The sequence below is a fragment of the Mycobacterium bourgelatii genome (assembly GCF_010723575.1).
Classification (GTDB): Bacteria; Actinomycetota; Actinomycetes; order Mycobacteriales; family Mycobacteriaceae; genus Mycobacterium; species Mycobacterium bourgelatii.
Genome location: NZ_BLKZ01000001.1, coordinates 3,794,796 through 3,816,081, shown reverse-complemented (window position 1 = coordinate 3,816,081; position 21,286 = coordinate 3,794,796). Strand labels below are relative to the sequence as shown.

The 21,286-nt window shown below is 65.8% G+C and carries 20 protein-coding genes and 2 pseudogenes; 10 read left to right on the top strand and 12 right to left on the bottom strand.

Going from position 1 to position 21,286, the window contains the following annotated elements; genetic code table 11:
- Positions 1-11 precede the first annotated feature (11 nt).
- Positions 12-581 (top strand): class I SAM-dependent methyltransferase, encoded by a 570-nt coding sequence (locus tag G6N68_RS16585; RefSeq protein ID WP_163714363.1) that lies wholly within the window; start codon positions 12-14, stop codon positions 579-581.
- On the opposite strand, the gene G6N68_RS16580 is transcribed toward G6N68_RS16585, so the two are convergent.
- A complete protein-coding gene (locus tag G6N68_RS16580; protein ID WP_163714360.1) occupies positions 578-1,627 on the bottom strand; it encodes a phosphotransferase family protein in 1,050 nt (349 codons plus the stop codon). The genes G6N68_RS16585 and G6N68_RS16580 overlap by 4 nt on opposite strands.
- Positions 1,628-1,708: 81 nt before the next feature.
- On the opposite strand from G6N68_RS16580, the gene G6N68_RS16575 reads away from it, so the two are divergent.
- Complete coding sequence (locus tag G6N68_RS16575) at positions 1,709-2,566, top strand: alpha/beta fold hydrolase (protein ID WP_163714357.1); 858 nt, start codon at positions 1,709-1,711, stop codon at positions 2,564-2,566.
- On the opposite strand, the gene G6N68_RS16570 is transcribed toward G6N68_RS16575, so the two are convergent.
- Positions 2,552-3,103 carry a TetR/AcrR family transcriptional regulator gene (locus tag G6N68_RS16570; protein WP_163714354.1) on the bottom strand — a complete coding sequence of 184 codons (552 nt, stop codon included), beginning with the start codon at positions 3,101-3,103 and terminating at the stop codon, positions 2,552-2,554. The two genes, G6N68_RS16575 and G6N68_RS16570, sit on opposite strands and share 15 nt — an antisense overlap.
- 86 nt (positions 3,104-3,189) lie before the next feature.
- Here G6N68_RS16570 and G6N68_RS16565 point away from each other — a divergent pair, with 86 nt between their 5' ends.
- A complete protein-coding gene (locus tag G6N68_RS16565; RefSeq protein WP_163714351.1) occupies positions 3,190-4,353 on the top strand; it encodes an Rv3169 family protein in 1,164 nt (387 codons plus the stop codon).
- Positions 4,354-4,448: 95 nt separating this feature from the next.
- Here G6N68_RS16565 and G6N68_RS16560 read toward each other — a convergent pair whose 3' ends face one another.
- Positions 4,449-5,744 carry a cytochrome P450 gene (locus G6N68_RS16560; protein ID WP_163714348.1) on the bottom strand — a complete coding sequence of 432 codons (1,296 nt, stop codon included), beginning with the start codon at positions 5,742-5,744 and terminating at the stop codon, positions 4,449-4,451.
- The gene (locus tag G6N68_RS16555) at positions 5,741-6,088 is read right to left on the bottom strand and encodes an MmpS family transport accessory protein (protein WP_163714345.1); all 348 of its coding nucleotides are present in this window, start codon (positions 6,086-6,088) and stop codon (positions 5,741-5,743) included. The genes G6N68_RS16560 and G6N68_RS16555 overlap by 4 nt, the downstream gene beginning before the upstream one ends.
- A gap of 138 nt (positions 6,089-6,226) precedes the next feature.
- Between G6N68_RS16555 and G6N68_RS16550 the strand changes: the two genes are divergently transcribed.
- Together G6N68_RS16550 and G6N68_RS16545 are read left to right on the top strand one after the other, a co-directional pair.
- On the top strand, positions 6,227-7,324 hold the full coding sequence (locus G6N68_RS16550) for an NAD(P)H-dependent amine dehydrogenase family protein (RefSeq protein WP_163714342.1): 1,098 nt from the start codon (positions 6,227-6,229) through the stop codon (positions 7,322-7,324).
- Positions 7,325-7,347: 23 nt separating this feature from the next.
- A pseudogene (locus G6N68_RS16545) lies at positions 7,348-8,547 on the top strand (Hsp70 family protein); the annotation flags it as partial.
- A 224-nt stretch (positions 8,548-8,771) separates the two neighbouring features.
- Here G6N68_RS16545 and G6N68_RS32110 read toward each other — a convergent pair.
- The 3 genes and pseudogenes from G6N68_RS32110 to G6N68_RS16530 all read right to left on the bottom strand — a co-directional run.
- Positions 8,772-9,062, bottom strand: a pseudogene (locus G6N68_RS32110) (hypothetical protein); the annotation flags it as partial.
- A gap of 239 nt (positions 9,063-9,301) precedes the next feature.
- Entirely contained in the window at positions 9,302-10,405 is a 1,104-nt protein-coding gene (locus G6N68_RS16535; protein WP_163714336.1) for a class I SAM-dependent methyltransferase, read from the bottom strand.
- A 1-nt stretch (position 10,406) separates the two neighbouring features.
- On the bottom strand, positions 10,407-11,360 hold the full coding sequence (locus G6N68_RS16530; RefSeq protein WP_163714333.1) for an SDR family oxidoreductase: 954 nt from the start codon (positions 11,358-11,360) through the stop codon (positions 10,407-10,409).
- Positions 11,361-11,413: 53 nt separating this feature from the next.
- Between G6N68_RS16530 and lnt the strand changes: the two genes are divergently transcribed.
- Together lnt and G6N68_RS16520 are read left to right on the top strand one after the other, a co-directional pair.
- A complete protein-coding gene (lnt, locus tag G6N68_RS16525) occupies positions 11,414-12,931 on the top strand; it encodes an apolipoprotein N-acyltransferase (RefSeq protein ID WP_163714330.1) in 1,518 nt (505 codons plus the stop codon).
- Between the two features lie 12 nt (positions 12,932-12,943).
- Positions 12,944-13,684, top strand: a complete 741-nt coding sequence (locus G6N68_RS16520; protein WP_163714328.1) for an SHOCT domain-containing protein — start codon at positions 12,944-12,946, stop codon at positions 13,682-13,684.
- Between the two features lie 81 nt (positions 13,685-13,765).
- Here G6N68_RS16520 and G6N68_RS16515 read toward each other — a convergent pair whose 3' ends face one another.
- Together G6N68_RS16515 and G6N68_RS16510 are read right to left on the bottom strand one after the other, a co-directional pair.
- Positions 13,766-14,389 carry an MBL fold metallo-hydrolase gene (locus G6N68_RS16515; RefSeq protein WP_163714325.1) on the bottom strand — a complete coding sequence of 208 codons (624 nt, stop codon included), beginning with the start codon at positions 14,387-14,389 and terminating at the stop codon, positions 13,766-13,768.
- The gene (locus G6N68_RS16510) at positions 14,389-15,474 is read right to left on the bottom strand and encodes an S-(hydroxymethyl)mycothiol dehydrogenase (RefSeq protein ID WP_163714322.1); all 1,086 of its coding nucleotides are present in this window, start codon (positions 15,472-15,474) and stop codon (positions 14,389-14,391) included. Before G6N68_RS16510 ends, G6N68_RS16515 begins: the two co-directional genes overlap by 1 nt.
- Positions 15,475-15,516: 42 nt before the next feature.
- Between G6N68_RS16510 and G6N68_RS16505 the strand changes: the two genes are divergently transcribed.
- From G6N68_RS16505 to G6N68_RS16495, 3 genes are all read left to right on the top strand, one after another.
- Positions 15,517-16,587: a class I SAM-dependent methyltransferase gene (locus G6N68_RS16505; protein WP_163714319.1), complete on the top strand. Its 1,071-nt coding sequence runs from the start codon at positions 15,517-15,519 to the stop codon at positions 16,585-16,587.
- Positions 16,587-17,417 carry a serine hydrolase domain-containing protein gene (locus tag G6N68_RS16500; RefSeq protein WP_163714316.1) on the top strand — a complete coding sequence of 277 codons (831 nt, stop codon included), beginning with the start codon at positions 16,587-16,589 and terminating at the stop codon, positions 17,415-17,417. The genes G6N68_RS16505 and G6N68_RS16500 overlap by 1 nt, the downstream gene beginning before the upstream one ends.
- A gap of 163 nt (positions 17,418-17,580) precedes the next feature.
- Entirely contained in the window at positions 17,581-18,093 is a 513-nt protein-coding gene (locus G6N68_RS16495) for a DUF3145 domain-containing protein (RefSeq protein ID WP_163714313.1), read from the top strand.
- Between the two features lie 6 nt (positions 18,094-18,099).
- Here G6N68_RS16495 and G6N68_RS16490 read toward each other — a convergent pair whose 3' ends face one another.
- From G6N68_RS16490 to G6N68_RS16480, 3 genes are all read right to left on the bottom strand, one after another.
- Positions 18,100-18,630: an Rv2253 family sensor-like surface protein gene (locus G6N68_RS16490; protein ID WP_163714310.1), complete on the bottom strand. Its 531-nt coding sequence runs from the start codon at positions 18,628-18,630 to the stop codon at positions 18,100-18,102.
- A gap of 85 nt (positions 18,631-18,715) precedes the next feature.
- Positions 18,716-19,663 carry a diacylglycerol kinase gene (locus G6N68_RS16485; RefSeq protein ID WP_163714307.1) on the bottom strand — a complete coding sequence of 316 codons (948 nt, stop codon included), beginning with the start codon at positions 19,661-19,663 and terminating at the stop codon, positions 18,716-18,718.
- On the bottom strand, positions 19,660-21,240 hold the full coding sequence (locus tag G6N68_RS16480; RefSeq protein ID WP_205351488.1) for an FAD-binding oxidoreductase: 1,581 nt from the start codon (positions 21,238-21,240) through the stop codon (positions 19,660-19,662). Before G6N68_RS16480 ends, G6N68_RS16485 begins: the two co-directional genes overlap by 4 nt.
- Positions 21,241-21,286: the final 46 nt, after the last annotated feature.

Below are 21,286 nucleotides of genomic sequence, written 5' to 3'. Positions count from 1 at the left end.
GAGCTTCGAAGGTGCTCACAACGGCGCTTCGCGTCCTGAAGCCGGCAGACCGATTGCGCGACCAAGCCCAAGCGCTTGCAGGCTATCTCGGCGCGGGCGACACCCTGCTCGACGTCGGCTGCGGAACGGGACGTCTGTCGCTCTATCTGCGCGACATGTACGGGGCCGACCCGATGGGCATAGACGTCAAGGACTTCCGACAGGTCGAGATTCCGTTCCGCCGGTTCGACGGCACATCGATTCCGTTTCCGGACAACACATTTGATCATGTCGTGGTCAGTGAGGTGCTGCATCACAGCCATGACCCGATGGCCTTGATTGCGGAGTGCCACCGCGTCGCGCGTCGGCGCATCATCGTGTTCGAGGATGTGCCGGACGGGCGGTTCGGCAGGGCGCTGCTGTTGCTGCACGTGGAGGCGTTTGCGCGGTACTACCGCTACCCGTTTCGGCCGGCGCGGGTCGGCGCGCACCGAGCGGCGCTGGAGTGGCTGGGGGAGCGAGCCACTCAGGTCGCCCGCATTCCGCAGCCACCCGAGTGGTTGACCGTGTATCCGCGGGTGTTGTTGGTCTATGACGTCTAGGTCGTGACCGCTTCGATGGTCCAGGCCGGCATGATCGGGGCCCGGGTGAGCCCGTGGTCGCCCTGTCCGATACTGCGCAGCAGCCATTGCACGCGCACGATGCAGCAGCCCATCCGGACCATCGCGAAGATCTCGTACCAACGCAACGCCTGCAGCGGCCGGCCGATCATCTCTTCGTAGCGGCGGATGACGTCCTCGCGGCTGTCGAACCCGGGTAGTTCGGGGTCGGCCTGGATGCCGTGGACCTCCATGGTTTGCTGACGGGTCGCCAGCCACCAGGCGAAGTCGGTTTCGGCGGGGCAGAGGCACGCCTGCTCCCAGTCCAGGACACCGACGATCTGCCCGCTGTCATCGAAGATGGCGTTGGACAACCGGGCGTCTCCCCAGCACACGGTGAGCTCAGGTGGGTCGGGAGGTTGGTGGCGGCGCAGCCAATCGAAGGCGCGGCTGATCACGTCGGGAACCTGGTCGTCGGTGGCCCATTGGATGTACTCCCGCCACCAGGTCAGCTCGGCATCGTTGCCAACGCCGGTGGGACGCTTGAGCCACGGTGCCTCGCTGACCGGAACACGTTGCAGGGCAACGAGTGTGTCGAGGAATGAATCATGCACACGGCGCTGCACCTGGGAGCCTGCGTCGTGCAACCAGCCGCGCAGCGCGTAGGACGTGTCGGAAGGGGTGTGGCCGACGATGCGTGGCATCACCAGGAAGCTCGAACCGAGCCACGAAGTGTCGGGTTCGTAGTGGGTTGGTGAAGGGGTGGCGATCCCGTGCCGGCTCAACAACTGATGGGTTCGGGTCTGGCTGTCTAAGTCGTATTCCGCGTAGATCCCGCCTCCCGCCGGCGGGATCCGTACCACGAATTCCCGCGTGTCACCCGCCTGTGCGACGGCGAACAGCAGACTGGTGCTCGACCATCCCGCCGCCCGGTTGGCGGGCCGCAACTCGCCGACGTCGGCCGTCCTGCCGAACTTGTGCTCAAACCAGCGGGCTAATCCGGCGCGCGTGGCGGCCAGGTCACGTTGGCCGAGGGACAGTCCCGCCATAGGTGAAGATTTACATATTGAGTCCGGGATGTAAATAGCAATTGCCTTACATCAGACCTGCAGCCTGTAAAGTACTCCCTTATGATCAAGGCGCTCTCATTCGGAGCCATCGAGGACACGACCAAACCATTGGCCGTCCTCGTGCACGGGTTCCCCGACACCCCGCACACGTGGCGCCACCTGGGTCCCGTCCTCGCCGACCGCGGCTATCGGGTGGTGGCGCCGTGGCTACCTGGGTATGACGCGCCGGTGTCGGGACCCATCGACACCGGCACCTACGTGCGACATGTCTTGGCGGTGCGTCGCGCTTATCGGGGCGACAAACGGGGTGTGCTGATCGGTCACGACTGGGGCGCCTATGCCTCATACGGCGCCGTAGGAACTGATCCAAATGCGTTCTCCCGCTTGGTAACTATTGCCGTACCGCCGCCAGCCGTGTTGGCCGACGCGATGTTCAACTATGCCCAGATCAAGCGATCTTTCTACATCTGGTTCATCCAGCAGGTCGGCCTCGCCGAGACCGCCCTGCTGCAACCGGGCTTCTGGGAATCGCTGTGGGCCGACTGGTCGCCCGGCTACGATGCGACACAAGATATTCTGTGGCTGCGCGAGCACGTGACCGCCGAAACCATCAGCGGTGTCATCAACCCGTATCGCGCCACATTCAATCCCGAATTTGCGGATCCGGCGTCGGAAAAGGAAGCCGCGGCAACGTTTTCACCGCCGACCATACCCACCCTGTATCTGCACGGAACCACTGACGGCGGGCTCGGCGCCGAACTCCTGGGCGGAGTGCCGGATCACCTGCCAACGCCGGGCTCGGCATTCGACTTGATCGACGGTGTGGGGCATTTCCTGCACCTGGAGAAACCCGACCTGATCGCCGAGCGGATCTGCTCGTGGCTGGCTGACCCGGTGGAGCGGCTAAGCCGAGCGTGATGTACGTAGTGGGTCAATCCCAGCGGCATAACGCAATTCGGCCAGGAACCGATCGCGGTCGCCACCGGCAATGAGGTAATGGCACACGGCCACCCGCACCACGGTCGCCGCGGCCAGGTCGGCATTCTCGCCGGGGATCAGCCGAACGATGCGCTCGTGCAGGATGGGCATGACCCGCTTCATCTGCGCGAGAACGTGTTCGGGTTCGGTGTCAGCCAAGAACCCCAGCGAGTAGGTGTGCTGGAAGTCGACGACGAATTGCAAAGCCGCATCGAGCCTTTCGGGCCCCCGTAGACCGGCGACGGCCTGCGCCATGCCGGCGTCGAAGATGTCCTGCTCGTAAAGTCCGAATGCGGCGAGCAACTCCTCCTTGGAGGGGAAGTACCGGTAAAGAGTGGGCCGGGACACCTTGGCCTCGGCGGCCACCTCGGACAACATCAACCGCTTGCGTCCGCTGCGCGCGAGCACCACGAAGGTGGCGGCCAGGATCCGCCGCCGGGTCGACGACTCGGCGTTGGGAGGCACTCGGGCGGGCATTACTGTACTTTACATCTATACCGTCAAATGTCACACTGCTAGGCATTACAAATCGGCTGTGAACCGTCAGGCGAGGGGGCGATTGCTTGCTGTCCACCAATTACGGCGGTCTCGTTCCCGAAGACGAACTGTTGACGCATCAGATCATCGACACCTTTGCCACCGTCAGCCAATCGGACCCGTCTTGGACCGAGAAGATCTGGACCACCGCCCACGCGCGCGACAACTCCTTGCAGTTGTGCCTCGGCGTCGGCAAGTACACGAACCGGGGAGTGTTCGACGGCGCCGCGGGCGTGTGCCGGGGCACCGAGCAGTGGACCGTGCGGGCGGGCCGACGACTGTCATCGAACCCGTCGGCCACCGACGTCGGACCCATCCACTACAGCGTCATCGAACCGTTGCGGGCCGTCCGGGTCGCACTGGACAAGACCGAGCATGGCCCCATCGCATTCGACGTCACCCTGCGCGGCAGCTTCGACGCCGCGCTCGAGGACCCGTGGCCGGACCGCAGCCCCGATGGGTACCGGGTCACCCATAACGTGTTGCGCTATCACCAGATTGGTGTGGCGTCAGGCTGGGTGGAACTCGACGGCGTCCGCACCGAGGTGAAGCCCGATGAGTGGATCTGCGTTCGTGACCACTCCTGGGGGCTGCGGCCCGGCGTCGGGAAGCCGATTCCCGGCCTGCCGAGGGGCGGTCGACGCATCGCGCAGATGTTCATGACCTGGTGCCCCATGACGCTGACGCGTCCGGACGGATCCGCGTACTCGCTGTTCGTCTTCTTCCAACAGGAAAGGGGTGAGGGCTTCGAATCCACCCGCTACCAAGCCGAACAACAGAACGACGACGGCACCTCCTACCGATTCGCTGCCGTCGAGCAAGACTTACATTTCGACGACGCCAACCGGCGCTTCACCCACGGAACCATCACGCTGACCGAATCCGATGGCAGCAAGCGGCCTTTGACGATCACCGCAGCCGGACCGACCGGCTTCCACCTCGGTACTGCGGGCTATTACGGCTGGAACGACTGGATCTACGGCCAGTGGGTTGGCGAGCTCAAGGTGGAGGGTAATCACGTGACGAATTGCGACCGGCCCGAGGTCGCTCGCCAGGTGCATCAACTGCGGGATCTGCTGGTGCGCGTGGAGGATCCGGTCGGCGGCGGCACCGGGCTGGGTAACGCCGAGACCTTCGCGATGGGGGCGATTCCCGAACGCGGCCTCACCGCGGAAAACTCGTTCCTCTAGTAGGCCCCTCTAGCTGCCGAGCAGACGCAAAGTTGTATGGAATTGCCGTTCTGCGTACGAGTTTGCGTCTGCTCGCGAGGAAGCGGGACAGCCCGCTACCAGGCGACGGGGAGGCGCTTGATGCCGTGAATGAACTGCGACAGCAGACGGGCCGGCTTGTCGATCGCGACGATGTCGGGCATTTCGCGCCGCAGCTCGTCGAACACCACCCTGATCTCGCGGCGCGCCAGGTTCGCGCCCAGGCAGAAATGGGCCCCGCCGCCGCCGAAGCCGACGTGCGGATTGGGGTCGCGCGCCAGGTCAAAAGCCCAGGGATTGTCGAACTTTGACTCGTCGCGGTTGGCCGAGTTGTACCACAGCGTGACCTTGTCACCCTTGGCCATCTGGACGCCGCGCATCTCGATGTCGCGGGTGAGGGTGCGCCGCATGTAGACCACGGGGGACGCCCACCGCACGATCTCCTCGACCGCCGTCGGCGCCAACGCCTCGTAGTCCGACCACCACTTCTGCCGCTCTTCCGGATACTGCGACAGGGCCAGGACCCCGTGGCTGATCGCATTGCGCGTCGTCTCGTTGCCCGCCACCACGAGCAGGATGAAGAACGTCGCGATCTCCGACGACGCCAGGCGTTCTCCATCGACCTCGGCCTCCACCAGGCTGGTGGTCAGATCGTCGTGATGGTTGACACTAGAGCCTCTGTGGTCGTCGGCCAGCGCGGCGGCATAAGCGCCGATATCCATCGACACCTTGAAGAACTCCTCGAAATCCGTCGCCAGATCGGGGTCGCCGAAGCCGAGAATCACGTTGGTCCAATGGAATACCTTTTGATGGTCCTCTTCGGGGATGCCCATCATGTCGCAGATGATCTGCAAGGGCAGCGGGCCGGCGAGCTCGCTGACCAGATCGGCCTGCCGGTCCGGGTGGTTGGCTTTCATCGCCGCCACCAACCGATGCGCGCGATCGCGCACCGACTCCTCGATGCGGGCCACCACCCGCGGCGTGAACGCCCGGCTGACGATCGAGCGCAGCCGCTGATGGCGGGGATCGTCCATCACGATCATCGAGCCGAAATACTCGGCCAGCTCCGGGGTCTGGTCGCTGATCACGATGTTGGGGCTGGAACTGAAAATCTCGGGATGCCGGCTGGCGTAGTGCACGTCGTCGTGCATGGTCAGCGCCCAATGCCCGTTTCCGCCGACAAAGCCCTCCATTTCGATGGCGGGCCAGAACGAAATAGGCGCCTCACGCCGCAAGGTGGCGAAGGCGCCGTCACGAAAGTCGTCGTTGCGTGCCCAAAAATCCAATGATCCGAGGTCGATCTCGCTGAGCGGGACCTCTGGCGGGGGGACGCCGTTCTCCCGGGTCGGAATGCTGGTCTTGAGGTCCGTCATGAGTGCGTACAGATGGTTCGTCCGGGCGTTCCGGTGGAATGCGCGTCGTTCACCAGGGTGCCGTCAAGCAGGATCCGGCACGCGATGGTGCCTTGGCCCTGCGCGCTGAGCACATACTGCTGCGCCCAGAAGCCTTGCAGCTCAGTCGACCACGGCAAGGGCACGTTCGCCAACTTCGTCTGACCGTTGCGGGTCTGGTAGGTGATGTATTCGGCCATGCCGCCGCCGCTCACCTCATAACGAACCTTCGGCGGGTCGGGTATGGCGCTTGCTGCACCGCACGTGCCGACAAAGCCGATTCCGAGAGCCAACAGCATCGCGGGTGTCAACAATCGAGTCGTCATGGTTTCCCATCGTGTCACCACGCACCGCGCCGCACCAGAGGCTTTGCGGGCCCTGTTCCTTAGAAGTCCAAGTCCTCACCGAAAGCGAAATTCGGGTGCGCCTAGGGTGGAACCCGAACCGGATGTGCGGAGGTGCTGATGTCGGAACACGGCTCGAGGCGAGGCTCCAAGCGGGTAGTCGTGTGGGGCACCGGATTCGTGGGAAAGATGGTGATCCCCGAGATCCTCAAGCACCCGCTGTTCGAATTGGTCGGAGTCGGCGTCAGCAACCCGGACAAGGTGGGCCGCGACGTCGCCGACATCTGCGGGCTCCCCGAACCGGTGGGCATCACGGCCACCGACGACGTCGACGCGCTGATCGCGCTCAAGCCCGACGCCCTGGTGCACTACGGCCCGACGGCGATGCACGCCAAGGACAACATCCTGCTCATCACCCGCTTCCTGCGGGCCGGCATCGACGTGTGCTCGACCGCGATGACGCCCTGGATCTGGCCGACCATGCACCTCAACCCACCGAACTGGATCACGCCGATCACCGAGGCGTGCGAACTCGGCGAGGCGTCCTGCTTCACCACCGGCATCGACCCGGGCTTCGCCAACGACCTTTTCCCGATGACGCTGATGGGTCTGTGCTCCGAAGTGCGCAAAGTTCGGGCCTCGGAATTGCTGGACTACACCAATTACGAAGGCGACTACGAAAAGGAGATGGGCATCGGGCGCGAACCCGAGTACAGCCCGATGCTGGAAAACAGCGACGTGCTGATCTTCGCGTGGGGCGCCACCGTGCCGATGATCGCCCACGCCGCCGGCATCATGCTCGACGAGATGACCACCACCTGGGAAAAATGGGTGACTCCGACCGACCGCAAGTCGGCGAAGGGCGTCATCAAGGCCGGCCAGGTCGCCGCCGTCCGATTCACCATCAACGGCATCTATCAGGGTGAGACGCGCATCCAACTCGAGCACGTCAACCGCATTGGGCTCGACGCCGCTCCGGACTGGCCGACGGGTCACGACAACGACGTCTATCGGGTCGACATCGAAGGGACGCCGAGCATCTTTCAGGAGACCGCGTTCCGCTTCACCGACGGCTCGGGCCGGGATGCGGCGGCCGCGGGATGCTTGGCGACCGGCCTGCGGGCGCTGAACGCCGTCCCGGCGGTCAACGACTTGCCACCGGGCTGGGTCACCGCGTTGGACCTGCCGCTGATCCCCGGCGCGGGCACGATCCGCTGACCGAAACACGGGGGATGGGGCAGATGGCAGAAAGACCAAGGCCCGCGCTGGGGTTGTCGATCGGCGCCACCAACCTGGCGGTGGTGACGCCCGATCACGCCATCACCCGCAAACCCGTGCTGACGCTGTACCGGCAGCGGCCGCCGGAAGTCGGAATCCCTTCGGAAAACCCGAGATTGGACGAACCGGGGTTGGTGCTGACCGACTTCGTGGACCGAGTGGGGGAGCCCGCCGGAATCGTGGCGGCCGACGGTTCGACGCATCGCAGCGAGGCCTTGGTTGCCGACGGATTGCGTGCGCTGGCTTATACGGCGACGGGCGGGCGCCCCATGCCCGACCACATCACCGTGTCCTATCCCGCGCACTGGGGATCGGCGGCGGTGGACGCGTTGGGTCGCGCTTTGAGCCGGGTGTCGGAATGGTCGAACCGGACGAACCCGCTGGTACTGATCCCTGACGCCGCCGCGGTGCTGTTCGCCGTCCGGACCCAACCGGGCATCGCCGCCAGCGGCACGATCGCGGTGTGCGACTTCGGTGGCAGTGGAACGAGCCTCACCTTGATCGACGCCGCCAGCGAGTATCGACCGGTCGCACCGACGGTGCGCCATCACGGATTTTCCGGCGACATGATCGATCAGCTGTTGCTGACCTACGTCATGTCCGAACTGCCCAGCACCGGCGGACTCGACCCGGACAGCATATCGGCGATCGGCTCGCTGGCCCGGCTGCGCGGACAGTGCCGCATTGCGAAGGAGCGGCTCTCGGCGACGACCTTCACCTCGTTGGCCGATGGGCTGCCGCACGGCGAGATACGGCTCTCTAGAGACGATTTCGAGGAAACCATCCGCGAGCCATTGGACGGTTTTGTGCGGGTGCTAGAACAAACGTTGAGCCGCAGCGGAATTCCGGGCCTGGCCGGGATCATCGCGGTCGGCGGCGGCGCCAACATTCCGGCGGTAACCACCACGCTGTCGGGACACTTTGGCGTGCCGATCATTTCGACGCCGCGCCCGCAACTCGTCGCCGCCATCGGTGGGGCGTTGCGGGGCGCGCATGGGCCGGCAGACGACGGCCGAGCCGTGCCGCTGCCGCCCGCCCCGGCCGCTCCGACGGAGACGGAGACGGAGACGGCGCCGCTTGCGCAAGAACCGGCCGACGAACCGTCCGAAGCCGATTCAAATGCCGCGCCGGAGCCGAGGTCTCGAACCATGCGTTGGTATCGGCGCCGACCGCAAACGGGGTCCGGCCAGATCGGACCGAACCCCGGCGGCGCTGCCAGCTAACTGGCGGCTTGTTTGCTTTCTTTTGACCCTTGGTCGGAACCCTGCGGCGTGTACTCAGATTCCTCGATGACCTTCTTGTTGAAGGCCTTGTCTTCTTCGATCTGCTCTTCCATCGACTTGCTCTGCTTTTCGCGCTCGCGGTCTTCGGCCGCCTCACCGCGAGTTTTGTCACCTTCGGACGCGGTGGTCGAATCCTCACCAGTCACGTTCCTGGCCTTCTTGGTGTGGTCCTCGGAATCGTCGTCGCGGGGTTTCTGGTCACCGGCGTCACCGGAGTCGCCCGAATCGGCGGAGTCGCCGGAGTCGTTTTTGGCCTTGTTCGCCGGTGAATCCTCGTCGTCGGCGAATTTGGGATTGCCGTCGTCGTCGAGCCAGTCGTTCACCGCGGTACCGGATATCGCGCCGCCGCTGCCCGGCACGACCAGCGTCGGACGGTCCTCGTAGGACTTCATCATCTCGGCGGCCTTTTCCTTGGCGTCCTCGTCTGGTTCCGGCTTTTCCTTGAGCGTGCCGTCGCTCGGCTTGTCGTCGCGTGCTCGGTCGTCAGTGTCTTCGCTGGCCGGTCCCTGCCCGTGGTCCTCAGCCTGCGCCGTGTCCTGGTTGGTCATTACCGTCTCGCCCCCTGTGATGTGCGAATTAGTTGTGGTCGACCCTGTGATCAGGGTTACCCACTGGGGCGTCGGGTCGAAACAGCTCACCCAGTTCGCTGCTTGACCAGCACCAATGAGGCCAGAGGAATCTGCGTCGGTTCGGGTGACCGCGCCAACCGCTCGGCCAGCGCGGCTTCCAATTGCTGAATGAATTCCGACCCGCGCGGATCGTTGACGCCGCCGTCGAGCCCTACGCGCAGGCTGGGAAAGATAGCTGCGCGCGCGAACGCCGCCCACTGCGCCCCGAAATTCTCCGCGTCCCCATCCTTTTGGAATCGGGTCCAAAAGCGGTCCTCGGCGTTGAACACCTCGAGCTGCTCGATAACCAGGCCCTCGAAGCGTCCCTTCGGTTGGAACGGCGCGCGCATGTCTTCCTCGCTGCGCGCAAACACGGGAACCGCCATGCGCCGTACCTCTTCGTGACGCAACAGTCCGTCATGCACCAAATCGTGGAGTGCCGTCATGAACGCCTCGTTGAACCGGCGGTACCCGAATTCGTGGTTCTCGTCCAGAGCCATCGTCAAGATGACCAGCTTTCCGCCTGGGCACAGTTCGCGTCCGCGAAATGCCAGAAAGTCCTGCCAGTCCGTCGCGGCCTGCGCGGCGTAGGCCTGGCGCGCCCTCTTGTCGCTGCTGTAGGCGACTTGGATGTGGTCGGGCAGTGGAGCGGGAAGCCGACTGAGCCACTGGATGGCCCACGAGCTCCAGCCGAGGTTGACGGTCTTGGTCGGCAGGATCTGGGTGTAGAACGACCGCCCGATTGCGGAGGTGAACGTCGCCGTGTCGTGCTGCAGATAGCTGTCCGGGTCATCGGTCACGGTCCGAAACAGCGCGGTGAAATCGTTGTCCGCGACGTCGGTGTGCGTGACCAGGATCGCGTGATCGTGGCGGGTGCGCCGACGCAGCACCTGGATCGCGGTGGAAAGAGGCAGCAGCGAGTTGTAACCGGTGGCGGCGCCATAGTCGGCGATGACGATCGGCGACGGGGGCGCCGGCAGCGGAATCTCGGCCGCGACGCGTTCGAAAAGCTTTACGGCGGGCAACAATCCGGCCGCTTGTAGGCGCGACGACGCCGTGTACGTCGCGCTCTCCATCGGTTCGGGTCGGACGACGGGCATGGATTCGGGGAGTCGGATCTCGGACACCATGTCAGTTGGAGGTTGGGAATCTGACGCCGGTTAGCCGCTCGGAGAGTTCCCAAAGTCGTTGGTTGTCAGCGTCATTGCGGGCTTGTGCGGGTACCTTGGCCTCGGTGACGCCGCCGCCGGCGGCCTCGTAGAAACCCCTGGGCCCGTAGAACGCGCCGCCTTCGGCCTGCGGCGTGGCCGCCGCGTAGAGCGCGGGCAGGATTCCTTCGTCGATCTCCTGCCACAGGAACGGTGTGAACCGCCACGACGCCTTGTAGAAACGCTCCATCAACGCGGGCTTGTCGCGGCCGTGCGACGGACCGCTGATCTGCAGATTGGTCTTGGTCAGGCCGGGGTGCGCGGCGTTGGACACGATGCCCCAGCCGCCGGCGCGGCTGCGCTTGTCCAGTTCGCGCGCGAACATCAACACCGCCACCTTCGACTGACTGTAGGCCGCCATCGCGTTGTACGACTTCTCGAATTGCGGGTCGTCGAAGTTGATCCGGCCGCGGCGGGCGGCGAGGCTGCTCAGCGAAACCACCCGTGCGCGCTGGGCGGCGCGCAGCAGCGGCAGCGCGTGTCCGGTCAGCGCGAAGTGTCCCAGATGGTTACTGCCGAACTGCAATTCGAAGCCGTCGGCCGTGGTGTCGCGGGTGGGCGGCGTCATCACTCCGGCGTTGTTGATGAGGATGTCGATCGGGCGTCCCTCGGCATTGAGTTGTTCGCCCAGGGCGGCGACGGAGGCCAGCGACGACAAGTCGAGGTTCTTGATGGTCAGCTTGGCATCGGGGACGGACTTGCGAATTTCCTCGATCGCGGCCTCACCTTTGGCCCGGTTGCGGATCGCCATCACCACATCCGCACCGGCCGCCGACAGGCGTCGGGCAAGTCCGAAGCCCAGGCCGCTGTTGGCGCCGGTGATGACTACCAACTTGCCCGACAGATCAGGCACGGTGGCGATGAGATCGTTGGCCATGCTTATCCCTCCTCTTGCCGGTGGTGCCCTACATAGTGTGCGCTCTAATTGGCATGCGCGTCGGTTTGGAGACACTGCGACAGCGCCTCCCCGGCCGGTTACCGGGCTGGGCGGCGTCGTCGATGTGCGGGACGTTACCGACCCTCGCCTTTCCGGCTCCATCGTGGTGGTGGTTGGGCTGGGTGGGGCTGGTCCCGCTGCTGTTGGTGGTGCGGGCGGCGCCGTCGTCACGGTCGGGTGCGGTGCGGTGCTGGTGGGGTATGGGCGCGTTCGTGGTGGTCAACCAGTACTGGTTGCTGGGCAGCGTCGGTCCGTTCCTGCTGTTGCTGGGCTTAGGGCTGGGTGCGCTGTGGCTGCCGTGTGGTTGGGCCGCGCACCGATTGTTGGCGGCGCCGGTCAGCGTTGGGCGCACGGTGGCCGCCGTTGCGGTGGTGCCCAGCGCGTGGGTTTCGGCCGAGGCGGTGCGATCGCTGCCGTCGTTGGGCGGGCCCTGGGGGGCGTTGGGCGCGTCGCAGTGGAACCAGCCCGTCACGCTGGCGTCGGCCGCCGTTGGGGGAGTGTGGCTGACGAGTTTTCTGCTGGCAGCGGCCAATACCGCTTTGGCCGGGGTGATCCTGCACCGGCGCGCTGCCGTTCGGCTGGCCCTGGTCGGATGTGCGGCGGTGTGCGCGGCCGTCGGTCCGGCCTGGTACTTGCTGGGGCCCGCTGCGTCGCCCGGTCCGACGGTGCGCGTCGCGCTGGTACAGGTTGGCGATATCGCCGATGCCGCGGCGCGTCAGCAGGCCGCCGAATCGATCACCGCGACGTTGGTCGGTCAGCCGGTGGACCTGGTGGTGTGGGGTGAAAGCAGTGTCGGGCTGGACCTGCTCAGCCACCCGGATGTCGTCGCTCGCCTGGCCGAATTGTCGCGTCGGGTGGGCGCCGATCTGTTGGTCAACGTCGACGCGGCGGCGCCCGGTGGCGGCATCTACAAGTCGGCGGTGCTCCTGGACGCGGGCGGGGTGGTCGGCAGCTACCGCAAGACGCGGCTGGTGCCGTTCGGTGAGTACGTGCCGTTGCGGTCGTTGTTCGGGTGGGTCACCCGGCACAGCAAGGCGGCCGGGACGGACCGCCAGCGTGGCACCGGGCAGGTGGTGTTGCATGTCGGCGAGCTCGCGATCGGGCCGTTGGTCAGCTACGAGCTGACCTTCTCCGATCTGGCGCGCCGCGAGGGACAGCTGGGGGCGCAGCTGCTGGTGTATCAGAGTGCGACCTCGTCGTTTCAAGGGACTTGGGCGCAGCCGCAGTTGGCCGCCCAGGCCGCGGTGCGTGCCGTCGAGGTGGGCCGCCCGGTGGTGCATGTGGGGTTGTCCGGTGACAGCTCGGCCTTCGATGCGCGCGGCCGCCTGCTGGCGTGGTGTGGTTCGGACTGGCGGGGTGTCACCGTCGTCGAGGTCCCCATTGCTTCGGATGGGGCTTCGCATGCGGACGCCACGCCCTATCAGAGGTGGGGCGAGTGGGTGCCGGTGACCGCGGTGGTGATCTTGATTTGTTTTGCTGCGTACGGGCTGTTCTTGCGTCGACCTGCGTGACACACTGCCTGGATGAGTAGCAGAGCAGTCGCCAGGACCTCGCTGACGCTGGCCATCGTGACGCTGGTGATTTCGGTGATCGGCTTCATCATCGCCTTGGTGGCCAACGCGTTCTTTCTCGACGACTTCGACGCCTACGGTGAGGTGGCGGTCCCGGGTTCTGGCACCGTGCATCTGCCCGCCGGCGAGGTCAACGTCAGCCTGCACGCCTTGGTGGTCGGTGGCGGCGACGGGGGTCTGCCCGTTCCGCCGCTCAGTCTCGAGATCACCCCACCGTCAAGTGCGCCCAAAGTGGAGATCGCCGAAAGTATCGGCTCCTCAACGACGATCAACAACGACGCACACATTCGAGTCTTCAAGGTCCAGGTCTTCGAAGAGGGCGACTACCAGGTGACGACCGAGGGTCAGACCGGGGGATACATCAACCCGCGACTGGCCTTCGGTCACTCGAGTTCCTACGACTATCTGGTGTGGGTGTTCGTCACGATGTTCGTCATTGGCCTGGTCTGGTTGGTGCTGTCGATCAGTTGGCTGGCCCGGGCGCGACGTCCGGTCACCGTGTCACCGTATGGGTATGGCAGCGGCTATCCGCAGTACCCGGGGGTGTCGTCGACACCGCATGGCGCGTACGAACCCACCGGTCAGGGCATTCAGGTCGAACGGTTGAAAACCATTGCGGCGCTGCGGAACTCCGGCGCTCTGACCGAAGAGGAGTACCGGGCCGAGGAGCGCCGGATCCTGGGCGGCTACTGAGCTGTTTCCGCGCGAGCGCGCGCAAATGCACGCGACACGCCGGTGACTCCTGGCATTTTGCGCGCGCTCGCGGGAGAAGGTTCAGTGCCCGCGGGCTACCCATTCCTCGTAGTGGACGATCTCGTCGCCGACGGTCGTGCTGTCGCCGTGCCCGGTATGCACGATGGTCTCGCCGGGCAACTTGCCGAGCCGTTCCGATATCGAGTGCAGGATCGTCGGAAAGTCCGAGTAGGAGCGCCCGGTCGCGCCCGGTCCGCCGGAGAACAGGGTGTCACCGCTGAACACCACCTTCAGCTCCGGGGCATACCAGCACACCGAACCCGGGGAGTGGCCCGGCGTGTGCAGCGCCCGCAGCTCGGTGCCCGCCACCCGCAATGTCTCATCGTCGGCAACAGCGCGGAAGTCCTTGTCCGGGTGGGTCATCCGCCACAACACGTCATCGCCAGGGTGTAGCAGTACGGGCGCGTCGAGCGTCACACCGAGTTCTGGCGCCACCGTGACGTGGTCGTTGTGGCCGTGCGTGCACACCACCGCCACCACATTGCGGCCGCCGACGGCGTCAATGATGGGCTGGGCCGAGTGGGCGGCGTCGAACACCACCACGTCGGAGTCGTCGCCGACCAGCCAGATGTTGTTGTCGACTTCCCAACTGCCACCGTCGAGTTCGAAGGTGCCGTGGGTGACGACGCGATCGATGCGGGCCACTAGAGGATCACCACCGAGCGCAGCACCTTGCCCTCGTGCATCTTGTGGAATGCCTCTTCGACGTCGCCGAGGCCGATCCGTTCCGAGACGAACTTGTCCAGCGGAAGTCGGCCCTGCAGATACAGGTCGATAAGGGTGGGGAAGTCCCGCTCCGGCAGGCAGTCGCCGTACCAGGACGACTTCAGCGAGCCGCCGCGGGAGAAGAAGTCCACCAGCGGCATCTCCAGGCGCATGTCGGGCGTCGGAACGCCCACCAGCACAACGGTTCCGGCGAGGTCACGGGCGTAGAAGGCCTGCTTCCAGGTCTCGGGGCGGCCGACGGCGTCGATCACCACGTCGGTGCCGAAGCCGTCGGTGAGGTCCTGGATGGTCTCGACGACGTCTAGGTCGCGGGCGTTGATGGTGTGGGTGGCGCCGAACTTGCGGGCCCAGTCGAGCTTGGTGTTGTCGGTGTCGACGGCGATGATCTTCTTCGCCCCCACCAGTGCGGCGCCGGCGATGGCGGCGTCGCCCACCCCGCCGCAGCCGATGACCGCCACCGTGTCGTCGCGAGTGACGCCGCCGGTGTTGATCGCCGCGCCGATGCCGGCCATGACGCCGCAACCGAGCAGCCCGGCCACGGCGGGGTCGGCCTCGTCGTTGACCTTGGTGCATTGACCCGCGGCCACCAGCGTCTTGTCGGCGAAGGCGCCGATGCCCAAGGCCGGCGTGAGTTCGGTGCCGTCGGTCAACGTCATCTTCTGTTCGGCGTTGAAAGTGCTGAAGCAGAGGCTCGGTCGGCCGCGCTTGCAGGCGCGGCATTGGCCGCACACCGCGCGCCAGTTGAGGATGACGAAGTCGCCCGGTTCCACGCTGGTGACTCCCGGGCCGACGGCTTCGACCCTGCCCGCGGCCTCATGGCCGAGCAGGAAGGGGTACTCGTCGTTGATGCCGCCCTCGCGGTAGGTCAGGTCCGTATGACAGACGCCGCACGCGATGATGTCGACGACTGCCTCGCCGGGCCCCGGGTCCGGTATGACGATGTCTACCAGTTCGACGGGTTCGCCCTTTTTCCGTGAAATCACACCGCGCACTGTCTGACTCATGGCGTCTAACTTACGGTGTGAAGCAGAGACGAGGAGCGGCGCATGGCTACAGCATCCGGAACATCCGAGACCGTCGAAGACTTCAGCGAACGAATAGTTGGCGCTATCGACAACGCCAGCCTGGCGCTTCTGCTGAGCGTCGGACATCAGACCGGCCTTCTGGATGCGATGGCAGACCTGCCGCCTTCCACCAGTGCCGAAATCGCCGCCGCCGCCGACCTCAACGAGCGCTATGTCCGGGAGTGGCTGGGCGGCATGACAGCTGGGCGGGTTATCGAGTACGACCCCGAGACCGCCACCTACTCGTTGCCCGCCCACCGCGCCGCGGTGCTGACCCGAGCGGCCGGGCCCGACAACCTCGCGGCGATAGCGCAATTCATGCCACTGCTCAGCGGTGTCGAACAAAAGATCGTCGACTGCTTCCGTGCCGGGGGTGGACTGCCCTACAGCGAATACCCCCGCTTTCACAAGTTGATGGCGGAGACGAGTGGCGCGGTTTTCGACGCCGCGCTCATCGACGTCGTGTTGCCCTTGGCGGACGGACTCGTCGACCGGCTGCGGTCCGGTGTCGATGTGGCCGACTTCGGCTGCGGCAGCGGTCATGCCGTGAACCTGATGGCGCGGACGTTCCCGGCCAGCCGGTTCACCGGCATCGATTTCTCTGACGAGGCGATCGCGGCGGGCATCGCCGAGGCGGAGCGCATGGGTCTGACGAACGCGACCTTCGAAAGCCACGACCTGCCCCAGTTCGACACGGTCGAGGCCTACGACGTCATCACGGTGTTCGACGCCATCCACGACCAGGCGAAGCCGGCCAAAGTGCTGGAGAACATTCACCGCGCCTTGCGTCCGGGCGGCGTGTTCTTGATGGCCGACACGAAGGCGTCGAGCCGCGTCGAGGACAACGTCGGGGTGCCGATGAGCACCTACCTCTACACCGTCTCGTTGATGCACTGCATGACGGTGTCGCTGGCGTTGGGCGGGGCCGGGCTGGGCGCGGCATGGGGCCGTCAGTTGGCCGAGAAGATGCTGGCGGACGCCGGTTTTGACGACGTGTTGGTGGCCGAGGCCGAAAAGGATCCGATCAACTACTACTACATCGCGCGCAAGTGATGGCGGCTCCAGACGCGCTAGCCGCGCTTGACGACTGGCCGGTGTCGAACGCCGCGGCCGCGGTGATCGGGCCCGGCGCGGTGTTGGCCACTCACGGCGAGACCGAGCGCGTGTTCGCGCTGGCCTCGGTGACCAAGCCGCTGGTGGCCCGCGCGGTTCAGGTCGCGATCGAGGAGGGCGCGGTCGACCTCGACACCGAGGCCGGCCCGCCCGGGGCCACCGTCCGCCACCTCTTGGCGCACACTTCGGGGCTGTCCATGCAGTCCAACAAGGTGCTGGCCGAACCCGGGACTCGCCGGATCTACTCCAACTACGGGTTCACGGTGCTGGCCGAAACCGTGCAGCGTGAGTCGGGGATCGAATTCGGCGATTACCTGACCGAGGCCGTCTTTGAGCCGCTGGGCATGGCGACCACCAAGTTGGAAGGCGGCACGGCAGCGGCCGGGTTCGGGGCGTCGTCGACGGTCGCCGACCTGGTCGCTTTCGCCGGCGATTTGCTCCGGCCGTCGACGGTCTCGGAGCAGATGCACGCCCACGCGACGGCCGTACAGTTTCCCGGTCTGGACGGGGTGCTGCCCGGGTACGGAGTGCAGCGGCCCAACGACTGGGGGCTGGGTTTCGAGATCCGGGACGGCAAATCTCCGCATTGGACCGGGTCGCGCAACTCGGCGCGCACCTACGGTCATTTCGGGCAGGCGGGTGGGTTTATCTGGGTAGATCCGGAGGCGGACCTGGCGTTGGTGGTGCTCACCGATCGGGGTTTCGGTGAGTGGGCGCTGGATATCTGGCCTGCGGTTTCCGACGCGGTTTTGGCCGAGCACGGCCGATGACACGCACCAGAGCGAGCAAATGAAAACTGCACACTAGCGCAACAGGGGTCCCACAGGGCACAATAGACACGCACGACACAAAAAAATTGACGCAAGCACCTGCTCGTCGGATTCACCAGGTCGTTGGGGAAGACGTCCCTCGTGGAGCCGAAGGAGCAACAAGATGCATGCGTCGAATCAGTTCGCCGACGTGACGACCGGCGTGGTGTACATCCACGCCTCGCCCGCGGCGGTGTGCCCGCATGTCGAGTGGGCGTTGTCGTCGACCCTGCAGGCCACTGCGAACTTGGTATGGACACCGCAGCCGGCCATGCCCGGGCAGCTGCGCGCCGTCACCAACTGGATGGGTCCGGTCGGGACCGGCGCCCGGTTGGCGAACGCGCTGCGCTCCTGGTCGGTGCTGCGGTTCGAAGTCACCGAGGACCCCAGCCCCGGCGTCGACGGCCAGCGATTCAGCCACACCCCGCAGCTCGGCCTGTGGAGCGGGGCGATGAGCGCCAACGGGGACATCATGGTGGGCGAGATGCGGTTGCGGGCGATGATGGCTCAAGGAGCCGACACCCTTGCCGCTGAGCTGGATTCGGTGCTGGGGACGGCGTGGGACGAGGCGCTCGAGGTGTACCGCGACGGTGGCGACGCGGGTGAGGTCACCTGGTTGAGCCGCGGCGTCGGCTGAGCCGCGTTATGTGACTGGCGGCGTGGCGGGCTTCGCCGAAACCGGCATGTCGACGTTGCCCTTACAGGTACCACTGAGGATGTCGGTGTGGAAGACGCCGGTGAGGATTCCGTACTCACCTGGGGTGTAGACCGTGATCGATTTCGCCGGGTCGTATTCGATCGTGCCGTCGGGAAGTAGGCAGTCCCATTTCCAGGTGAATTCCCGGACCCATTGAGACCCGTTCCAGATGAATTCGACGGTCCGTGGCATGGTGTCGTTCTTCGGCGGGGCCGGGTTGTTCACCGTGGCGACGCAGGCGCCCGCCGCGCAGGTGGAGCTGATCGAAGCCATTGTCCGATGGGCGAACTCGTTCTGGCTGGCGGCGATGCTGGTGCCGGTCTTGGCGTTCGTGCCGAGCGCCATGATGTACTCGCCGTTCCAGGCCGCGACCTCACTGGCGTGGGCCGGGGGAGCGGCAAACAGCAACGCGCCGAGGGACGTTGCTGCCGCTGTCGCGGCGGCTGCGACGAATCCGGTTTTGCCCGACCGCACCATGTGCCCTCCCGATCCTGATCCTCCGGGTATCCAGCGGTTTGGAAGAGAATTCGCGTTCGGGCCTTCGGTCGTTACACGAGCCGGTTCAGGATCGCTTGGGGCGCAGCACCTGCAGCGCCGCCGGGACTACCGAGATATCGGCGGGCAACGGGCACGCAAAGTCGCCGTCGGCGTAGACGTTGATGCCGGGGCACTCGACGTGGATGGACTTGGCTCGCGCGGTGGTCACTTCGTCCAGCTCCACGTGGGAGCCCTTCATGAGGGTGGGGAAGAAGCGGACCAACTTCGTCCGGGATCCCGCAGCGACCATGGTGATATCGAGCAGACCGTCGGTGGGATCGGCGGTCGGGCAGATCAGTAGTCCGCCGCCGTAGCTGCGGGTGTTGCCGAACGCCGTCAGCGTCAGGTCGGCCTCGATCTCCTGATCACCGTCGAGCACCAACCGGAACGGCAAAGCGCGGTACTGAGACAGCTCGGCGAACATGGCGACGTAGTAACGCAACCGTCCGTGGGGCCACGTCATGCGATTCGCACGATCGGTGACCAGGGAATCGAAACCGGTTGCCGCCACGGTGCCGAACCACTTGGTGACCCCGTGGGTGTCCCGGATCTGGCCCAGATCAATGGTTTCCGCGTAACCGTCCACGACGATGTCAGCGGCGGCGTCGGGATCACTTGTGGGGATGCCGAATGCGCGCGCGTGATCGTTGCCGGTGCCCGCGGGGATGATGCCCAAGGGAACATCGGTCCCCGCAAGCACCTGCAGCGCATTGGTGATGACGCCGTCGCCGCCGGTGACGACGACGGCGTCGGTGCCCTTCTCCACCGCCGCGGCTAGTAGGTAACGGGCATCCTCGGCGTTTTCACCGACGATCTCGATGACTTCCACGCCGCGCTGCTGCAACCGGGCAATGGCATGCTGCGACGCCTGCACCGCCGCGCCGTGCCCCGACAGCGGATTGGTGAGCGCGGTGACCTTGGCGATCTCACGCCGGTTCAGTTGTCCGGGGTTCGCCGGGCTATCCGAGGTCACGGAATCAGTTTGCCGGGGTTGAGAATTCCGGCCGGGTCCAGGGTCGCCTTGACCGCCTTCAGCACTTGCACGCCCAGATCGCCCACCTCGTCGGACATCCAGGCGCGGTGGTCGGCGCCGACCGCGTGGTGGTGAGTGATCGTTCCACCGGTGGCCATGATGGCATCGCAGGCCGCCCGTTTGGCCGCCCACCACTGCTCGAGCGGATTGCCGCGCTGCCCGGCGACGACGGTGAAGTAGAGCGAGGCGCCGGTCGGGTAGACGTGCGAGATGTGGCACATCACCAGGGCCGGGGTGCCCGAGGCGGCGAGTGAGGTGGTCAGTGCCTCGGTGACAGCCGCTTTCAGCGCACCGAGGTTGGACCAGTGGGTGGCGGTCTCCAGCGTTTCGCACAGCGCGCCCGCGGCCAGCAGCGAGTCGCGCAGATACGGCGCGCTGAACCTGCCGTGCTCCCAGGTGCGGGCCGGGTCTTCGCCCAACGACTTGCCGCCGTTGGCTTCGATCAGCGCGCGTGTCTCGGCATGCCGGCTCTCGGCGTGTTCCTTGGTGCCCTCGAACAACGTCAGGCCCAAACATCCACCGGTGAACTGGTTTTCGCCGATCGCCTCGTGCGTGGCCAGGTTGACTCCGCTTTCGACCTCGTCGGAAAGCCGGACGACGGTGGGTCCGGTGCCGGTCTGGGTGATGGCGCGCAGGGCCGCGGCGCCGGTGGCGAAGTCGGGGAATGACCATGCCTCGTATCGGGTGGTCTCCGGTTTCCGGTGCACGCGCAGCCGCACTTTGGTGATGACGCCCAACACGCCTTCCGAGCCGATGGCCAGCTGGCGCAGGTCGGGCCCGGCGGCCGACGCCGCCACGCGCCCGACATCCCACACGCCCACCGGGGTGACCAGGCGTAACCCGAGGATCATGTCGTTGAAGCGGCCATAGCCGGCCGAGTCCTGGCCGGACGAGCGGGTCGCGGCGAAGCCGCCGATGGTGGCGTACTCGAAGCTCTGGGGGAAGTGCCCGAGGGAGAAACCGTGCTCACCGAGCAGGCGTTCGGCGTCGGGACCGGTGACGCCCGCCCCCAACTCGGCGATGCCGGATTCCTCGTCGAGCGAGTGCAACTCGTTGAAGCGCCGCAAATCGAGTGAGATCACCGCACTGAAGTCGGCGCGCACCGGGTCGAGCCCGCCGGTGACGTTGGTGCCGCCGCCGAACGGGACGATCGCGATGCCGTGCTCGGAGCAGTACCGCAGGATTTCGCTGATGGTGTCGTCATCGCCCGGCAGCAGTACCGCATCGGGTGCGTCCTGGACGCCGGTGTCCTTGCGGCGCAGCAGATCTGGGGTCGACTTCCCGCCCGCGTGCAGCAGCCGGTCGCGGTCGGCCGTCCGGAAGTATTCGGCGCCGACGATCTTGGCCAGCGCGTCCTGGTGTTCCTGGGTCAACGAGGACGGACGCACTTTGACCTGGTCGGGTTCGAGTTCCGACTTTTCGGAGTCGTCCAGTCCCACCGCCTGCTTCAGCAAAGCCCGGATGCCGTCGGAAAGGGGCTTGGCCGCGGCGGGATCTCCCCACGCGTTCCATTTCATTGGGGGAAGGAGTTGCTCCGATGTCTGCGTCATGCGTTACAGTATT